Source organism: Polaromonas sp. P3_C2 (assembly GCF_056402675.1).
Window position 1 is genome coordinate 1 of the sequence record NZ_JBFUGX010000209.1, and the last position, 6,534, is coordinate 6,534.

At 61.1% G+C, this 6,534-nt stretch carries 7 protein-coding genes; 5 read left to right on the forward strand and 2 right to left on the reverse strand.

Going from position 1 to position 6,534, the window contains the following annotated elements; all coding sequences use genetic code 11:
• On the reverse strand, positions 1-258 hold a 258-nt coding region (locus tag AC1DWI_RS10680), incomplete at its 3' end, for an ATP-binding cassette domain-containing protein (protein ID WP_477724809.1).
• Positions 259-394: 136 nt separating this feature from the next.
• Entirely contained in the window at positions 395-1,453 is a 1,059-nt protein-coding gene (locus tag AC1DWI_RS10685) for a putative 2-aminoethylphosphonate ABC transporter substrate-binding protein (RefSeq protein ID WP_477670581.1), read from the reverse strand.
• Between the two features lie 189 nt (positions 1,454-1,642).
• On the opposite strand from AC1DWI_RS10685, the gene AC1DWI_RS10690 reads away from it, so the two are divergent.
• The 5 genes from AC1DWI_RS10690 to AC1DWI_RS10710 form a co-directional block, all read left to right on the forward strand.
• Entirely contained in the window at positions 1,643-2,449 is an 807-nt protein-coding gene (locus AC1DWI_RS10690) for a phosphonate utilization associated transcriptional regulator (protein ID WP_457282058.1), read from the forward strand.
• On the forward strand, positions 2,436-3,674 hold the full coding sequence (phnA, locus tag AC1DWI_RS10695; RefSeq protein ID WP_477670582.1) for a phosphonoacetate hydrolase: 1,239 nt from the start codon (positions 2,436-2,438) through the stop codon (positions 3,672-3,674). Before AC1DWI_RS10690 ends, phnA begins: the two co-directional genes overlap by 14 nt.
• A gap of 98 nt (positions 3,675-3,772) precedes the next feature.
• The gene (phnY, locus tag AC1DWI_RS10700; protein ID WP_477670747.1) at positions 3,773-5,194 is read left to right on the forward strand and encodes a phosphonoacetaldehyde dehydrogenase; all 1,422 of its coding nucleotides are present in this window, start codon (positions 3,773-3,775) and stop codon (positions 5,192-5,194) included.
• 131 nt (positions 5,195-5,325) lie between these two features.
• Complete coding sequence (locus tag AC1DWI_RS10705) at positions 5,326-5,895, forward strand: phosphonate degradation HD-domain oxygenase (RefSeq protein ID WP_477670583.1); 570 nt, start codon at positions 5,326-5,328, stop codon at positions 5,893-5,895.
• Positions 5,885-6,534: EamA family transporter (locus tag AC1DWI_RS10710; protein ID WP_477724810.1), on the forward strand; the 650-nt coding region annotated here is incomplete at its 3' end. The genes AC1DWI_RS10705 and AC1DWI_RS10710, both read left to right, overlap by 11 nt.

Genomic DNA, 6,534 nt, shown 5'->3' on the forward strand with positions numbered 1-6,534 from the left:
ACTCTGAAACACGATGCCGTAGTCGCGCAGCGCGGGCGGCAATCGCGAGATGTCTCGCCCGCCCTGGTGTACTTCACCCGAGGTCTGCACCTCCAGCCCGGCAATGATGCGCAACAACGTCGTCTTGCCGCAACCCGAAGGGCCCAGAAAACACAYGAACTCGCCCTTGCGGATGTCCAGGTTGATGTCTTGCAGCGCGGTGAAGGCGCCGAACTCCTTGCGGATATGACGCAGGCTCAGAAAAGTGTCGTTGTTCATTCGTGGGTCATACGTGTATTACCTGAACGGTCGCGCCAGCGCAAAGGGCAAGCAGCGGCGTGGAACCGGCTCCGCCGGGCCACAGCGGCTGTCCCCCTGAGGGGGAGACGGCGGCCAAAAGGCCGCCGACAGGGGGCTACTTCTTCTCTGTTTTGGAGTTATAGCGCTTCGTCCACTCATTCAAAATGCGCTCGCGGTTGTCTGCTGCCCAGCTGAAATCCATCTTGACGAGGCGGGCCTCATAGTCTTTTGGCACATTGGCCAGCGGCGGCGCCAGTCCGGGCTGCGCGGTGATCGCGAAGTTCTTGCCGTACAGCATCATGGCATCCTTGCTCGAAGCCCAGTCAGCCAGTTTCTTGGCGGCGTCCAGTTTCTTGGTGCCTTTGTGGATGGCAAAGGCTTCCAGGTCCCAGCCCAGGCCTTCCTTGGGGAACACCAGGTCGATAGGCGCACCCTTGGCCTTGTTGGTGTTGCCGCGGTATTCAAACGAAATGCCCGCCAGAAACTCTCCGGCGGCCGCCATGTTGCAAGGCTTGGAGCCTGAGTGGGTGTACTGTGCGATGTTTTCGTGCAGCGCATCCATGTATTTCCAGCCACCACCCTTGCCGTCCTTGTCACCAAAGAGCGTGAGCCAGGCGGTCACGTCGAAGTAGCCAGTGCCGCTGGAGGCGGGGTTGGGCATGACGATCTGGCCCTTGTAAATGGGCTTGGTCAGGTCCTGCCAGGTCTCCGGGGTAGGAATGTTTTTCTTCTTGGCTTCGACGGTGTTGAAGCACACGGTGGCACCCCACACGTCCATGCCGAACCAGGCGGGGACTTTTTTCTTGTCACGGTACTGGCTCATGATGCCGTCAAGGTTGATCGGCGCGTAGGGTTCGAGCATGCCCTGCTTGTCGAGCAGGGCCAGGCTGGAGGCAGCCACACCCATGATGGTGTCGGCCTGGGGATTGGACTTTTCGGCGAGCAGCTTGGCGGTGATCACACCGGTCGAGTCGCGGACCCATTTGATTTCGATATCGGGGTAGACCTTGTTGAAGCCCTCTTGATAGGCCTTGATCTGGTCGGTTTCCAGCGCGGTGTAGACCAGCAACTGGGTTTTCTGGGCGAATGCGCCGGTGGCGGCGGTGAGCAGGCCAAAAAAGCCGATAAGAGCGATCGCCTTTGGCAGGGATTTGAGATGGGTAGCCAGCTGCATAAAAAGTCCTTTGTGGAAAACCTGCAATGTTGTGACCTGTTCGTGTCGGGGCAGTGACACTGCGATGACCAACCTGTGTTCAGGTCATATCAACCCAGCTCAATATTTATTTAACGCTGCCCCTTTTATCTTGTCAATTGTTTTTTGCAGATTGTTGACAATCCTGTGTTTTGTGCTTCAATGCAGGGCATGAATGCCGTGTTTCATCCCACTATCGCGCTGTTGCAGACCAGTTCCCTCACCACGGTGGTGCAGCAGGAAATCGAGCGTGCCATTCTTGTTGGCGAATACGAACCGGGCAGCAAACTCATTGAAGCGGCGCTGGCTGAAAAAATGGGCGTCTCCCGCGGGCCGGTGCGTGAAGCCTTCCGAATGCTGGAGGAAGCTGGCCTGGTGCGCAACGAAAAAAATCGCGGCGTCTTCGTGCGTGACATTCCCATCGAGGAGGCCGTCGAGATTTTCGATCTGCGCGCCGCGATGGACGAACTCGTCGGCCGCCAGCTTGCCAGGAACATCACGCCGGCCCAACTCAAGGAAATCCGGGGCCTCGTCGACTCGATGGAAAAGGCCGTCAAGGCAGAAGACGCCTACAACTACCACCTGCTTAACCTGAAATTCCACGACCGGCTGGTGGAAATGGCAGGCAACAGCAAACTCACGGCCATCTATCGCAAGCTCATCAAGGAGCTGTCGCTGTTCCGGCGCCTGAACCTGGCCGACGGCTGGCTCATGCCGATCTCGGCCAACGAACACCGGCAGATCGTCAAGGCCATCGCCTCCGGTGACGCGGACGTCGCAGGCCGGGCCATGTATGACCACGTGATCGAGAGCAAAGAGCGCACGATTGAAAACGACCTGCGGCGACAGGCGCGCCTGCAGGCCAGCCCCGCTGCCCGTGCGGCACAGGCCAGGGCGTCGCATCTGGTCGATGACGACATCGCAAAAGGCCCAGAGAAAAACATGGACAAGGGAAGGCTCCAACGTGGCAGTCGCTGATAAAAAGACCGAAGTGAAAGTCAATGGCCGGGCGTACCGGTTGCCGACCCAGCCCGTTGTGGTGGTGTGCGTGGACGGCTGCGAGCCTGATTACCTGGCGCAGGCCGTGGCCACCGGCCACATGCCGTGGCTCAAGCGCACCCTGGCGCTGGGTTCGGGCCTGACAGGGGATTGCGTGGTGCCCAGCTTTACCAACCCCAACAACCTTTCCATCGTGACGGGCGCACCGCCCAGCGTGCACGGCATCTGTGGCAACTACCTGTTCGATACTGCCACCGACACCGAGGTCATGATGAATGACCCGAAGTGGCTGCGTGCGCCCACCCTGCTGGCGGCCCTTGCGGACGCGGGCAAGTCCCTGGCGGTGATTACAGCCAAAGACAAGTTGCGCAAGCTGCTGGGCCACAAGATGAAAGGGATCTGCTTTTCGTCCGAGAAGGCCGACCAGGTCACGCTGGAAGAAAACGGCATTGAAGACGTGCTGGGCCTGGTGGGCCAGCCGCTACCCAGCGTCTACAGCGCGGACCTGTCGGAGTTCGTGTTTGCCGCCGGCGTGAAGATCATGCAGAAATACAAGCCCGATGTGATGTACCTGTCGACCACCGACTACGTGCAGCACAAGCACGCGCCCGGCACCGACGGCGCCAATTCCTTCTACCGCATGATGGACGGCTATATGCAGCAGCTCGAAGACCTCGGGTGCGTCATTGTGCTGACTGCTGACCATGGCATGAATGCCAAGGTGGCCATGGACGGGACGCCCGACGTGATTTACCTGCAGGACTGGTTTGACAGCTGGCTGGGCGCGGGCGTTGCGCGTGTGATTCTTCCGATCACCGACCCCTATGTGGTGCATCACGGCGCGCTGGGATCCTTCGCCACGATCTACCTGCCCGAGGGCACAAACATCGAGGCCGCCCGCAAACGGCTGGCGGCGCTCAAGGGCATGGAGCTGGTACTTTCGCGTGAACAGGCCGCCGAGCGCTTCGAACTCCCGGCCGACCGGATCGGCGACATTGTGGCGGTATCCGAACGTTTCACCGTGATCGGCACATCGGTCTCACGCCACGATCTCTCTGCGCTCGAAGTTCCGCTGCGCTCGCACGGCGGCATGAGCGAGCAGCGTGTCCCGCTGATCGTGAACCGGGACTTGCCGGGCCTGAACCGCAACCGGCGTTTTCGCAATTTCGATGCCTTCGACCTGGCGCTCAATTACGCCCAATAGATATCCGGCAACAACCGCAAGAAACATGTCCGCAAATACCTCGTCCTGAAAGCCGCAGAGTGATTGACCAGTACATCCGCGACCACCAGCTCAATGCCATGCGACTGGCTGGCCGCAAGGTTGGCGCCGGCCGGACCGGTGACCGCGCGATCGAGGTGTTCGATCCGTACACGACCAAGCTGCTGGGGAGCGTGCCCAAGGCCACGCTTGAGGAAGTCCGTGAAACCTTCGCCAGGGCGCACGCCTGCAAGCCCCAGCTGAGCCGTTATGAACGAGCAGCCATCCTCAACCGTGCGGCGGCCATCGTCCAGTCGCGGTTGATGGAGGTCGCGAATCTCATCACGGCGGAGGCAGGGCTGTGCCTGAAGGACTCCATCTACGAAGCAGGCCGTGTCAGTGACGTGTTGCTCTTCGGTGCAACCGAGGTGCTCAAGGACGACGGCCAGATCTTCAGCTGCGACCTCACGCCGCATGGAAAGAAGCGCCGCGTCTACACGCACCGCTCCCCGCTCCTGGGCGTGATCACCGCCATCACGCCTTTCAACCACCCGATGAACCAAGTGGCGCACAAGGTGGTGCCCAGCATTGCGACCAACAACCGTATGGTGCTCAAGCCGTCCGAGAAAGTGCCTTTCTCTGCCCTCCTGTTCGCCGATATCCTTTATGAGGCGGGTTTGCCGCCCGAAATGCTCAGCGTGATAACGGGCGACCCGCGTGAGATTGCGGACGAATTGATCACCAACCCATTGGTTGACCTGGTGACATTTACGGGTGGCGTGGCCATCGGAAAGTACATTGCCGGCAAGGCCGGTTACCGGCGTGTGGTGCTGGAGCTGGGCGGCAACGACCCCATCATCGTGATGGAGGATGCCGATCTCAACGAGGCCTCCACGCTGGCCGTGCAGGGTTCCTATAAAAATTCAGGCCAGCGCTGCACGGCCATCAAGCGGCTCATGGTGCATGAGGCGGTGGCCGGCGAATTTGTGGAGCAGGTGCTGGCCAAGACCCTGGCCTGGAAATACGGCGACCCGGCCGACAAGGCCAACGACATGGGCACGGTGATTGATGAGCCGGCAGCCATGCTGTTTGAGTCACGTGTGAATGAAGCGGTGGCGCAGGGCGCGAAATTATTGGCGGGCAACCACAGGCGCGGCGCGCTTTACTCCCCCACCTTGATCGATCATGTGTCGCCGCAGATGACGGTAGCGCGCGAGGAGACTTTCGGGCCCGTCTCCCCGGTGATCCGCTTCAAAAACATTGACGAAGCCATCCAGATTTCGAACGGCACGGCCTACGGTCTTTCAAGCGCCGTCTGCACCAATCGCCTGGACTACATCAACCGGTTTGTCAGCGAGCTGCATGTCGGCACCGTCAATGTGCGCGAGGTGCCAGGCTATCGCCTGGAGCTCACGCCCTTCGGCGGCATCAAGGACTCGGGCTTGGGCTATAAAGAGGGCGTGCAGGAAGCGATTAAAAGCTTCACCAATCTAAAAACCTATTCGCTCCCATGGAGCTCATGATTCACCCCCGAAGCGCCTTCGGCGCCTCCCCCTTCCAGGGGGCGCAGCCTGCGGCCCGGCGAAGCCGGTTCCACGGCGGCCGCTGGCTTAAGTAGCCTTCTTCTTCAATGCGTACTGTGTAAGGAATTCACGTGCTGAACTTTGACGACATCGAACAACTCTTCAAAGAGCGCGGCGGCGAGCAATACAGCGGCGAACCCGTGACGCAACTCCAGCACGCGTTACAGACTGCGGCGCTCGGCGAAGCCGAAGGCGCGAGCGATGCGCTGGTGACCGCGGCACTGTTGCATGACCTGGGGCACTTGTTGCACGACCTGGGTGAGACACCGTCGCTGCGTGGTGTGGATGACGTTCACCAGTACCGAGCACTGCCTTTTTTGCGGGGTCTTTTCCCCGACGAGGTGCTGGACGCCATCAAGCTGCATGTGGATGCCAAGCGCTATCTGTGCGCGGCGCGGCGTGGTTACCATTCCAGCCTTTCAGCGGATTCCAAACGCAGCCTGCAGCTGCAGGGCGGCATCTTTTCAGCTGAAGAAGCGGCGCGCTTCATCGCGCAGCCCGGTGCCGGGGATGCGGTGAAGCTGCGCCTCTGGGACGATCTCGCGAAAGATGCGCACAAGGCCACGCCGCCACTGGCGCACTACCTGGCACGGGCCAGGCGCTGCACCCTTCCCGCCGCAGAGCCCTCGCTTGCCGCCTGAAATCCTGGCCCTGACCTGGCCGGTGCTGGGTGCCGTGCTGTTTGGCGCGCTGCTGCATGCAGGCTGGAATGCCCTGGTGAAGTCCAGTGCCGACAAGGCGCTGGACATGGCGGTCATTCACCTCATTGGCTCTGTGCTGGCGTTGCCGCTGGTGCTGCTGGTTGGCTGGCCGCGGGCTGAGGCCTGGCCATTCATCGGGGCGTCGGTACTGATTCACATCGGCTACTACATTGCCACCACGCGCGCCTACCAGCATGGAGACCTGGGCCTGACTTACCCGCTGATGCGCGGCGTAGCGCCGCTGCTGGTGGCGCTGTCGGCCAGTTTCACCCTGGGTGAAACGCTCACGCCGCTGGCCTGGGCAGGCATCCTGGGTATTTGCTGCGGTGTGCTGGTGCTGGGCCTGAGCCGCCACGCTCTGCATGCGCCCAAGGCTGTCGGTTTTGCGCTGGCCAACGCCGTCATCATTGCCATCTATACCGTGGTCGATGGGCTGGGTGTCCGCGCTTCAGGCAACGCCTTGCAATACGTTGGGGCTCTCTTCCTGTTTGATGGCTGGCCATTCGGCCTGCTGATGATGGCGCGGCGGGGGCGCGCCATGGGCCACTATGCGCTGCATCGCTGGCCGGTGGCCACCGG

Excerpts from the sequence above, each read along its gene's own strand:
- AC1DWI_RS10685 (WP_477670581.1), bottom strand. The coding sequence starts at position 1,453 with ATGCAGCTGGCTACCCATCTCAAATCCCTGCCAAAGGCGATCGCTCTT.
- phnY (WP_477670747.1), top strand. The coding sequence starts at position 3,773 with ATGCGACTGGCTGGCCGCAAGGTTGGCGCCGGCCGGACCGGTGACCGC.
- AC1DWI_RS10690 (WP_457282058.1), top strand. The coding sequence starts at position 1,643 with ATGAATGCCGTGTTTCATCCCACTATCGCGCTGTTGCAGACCAGTTCC.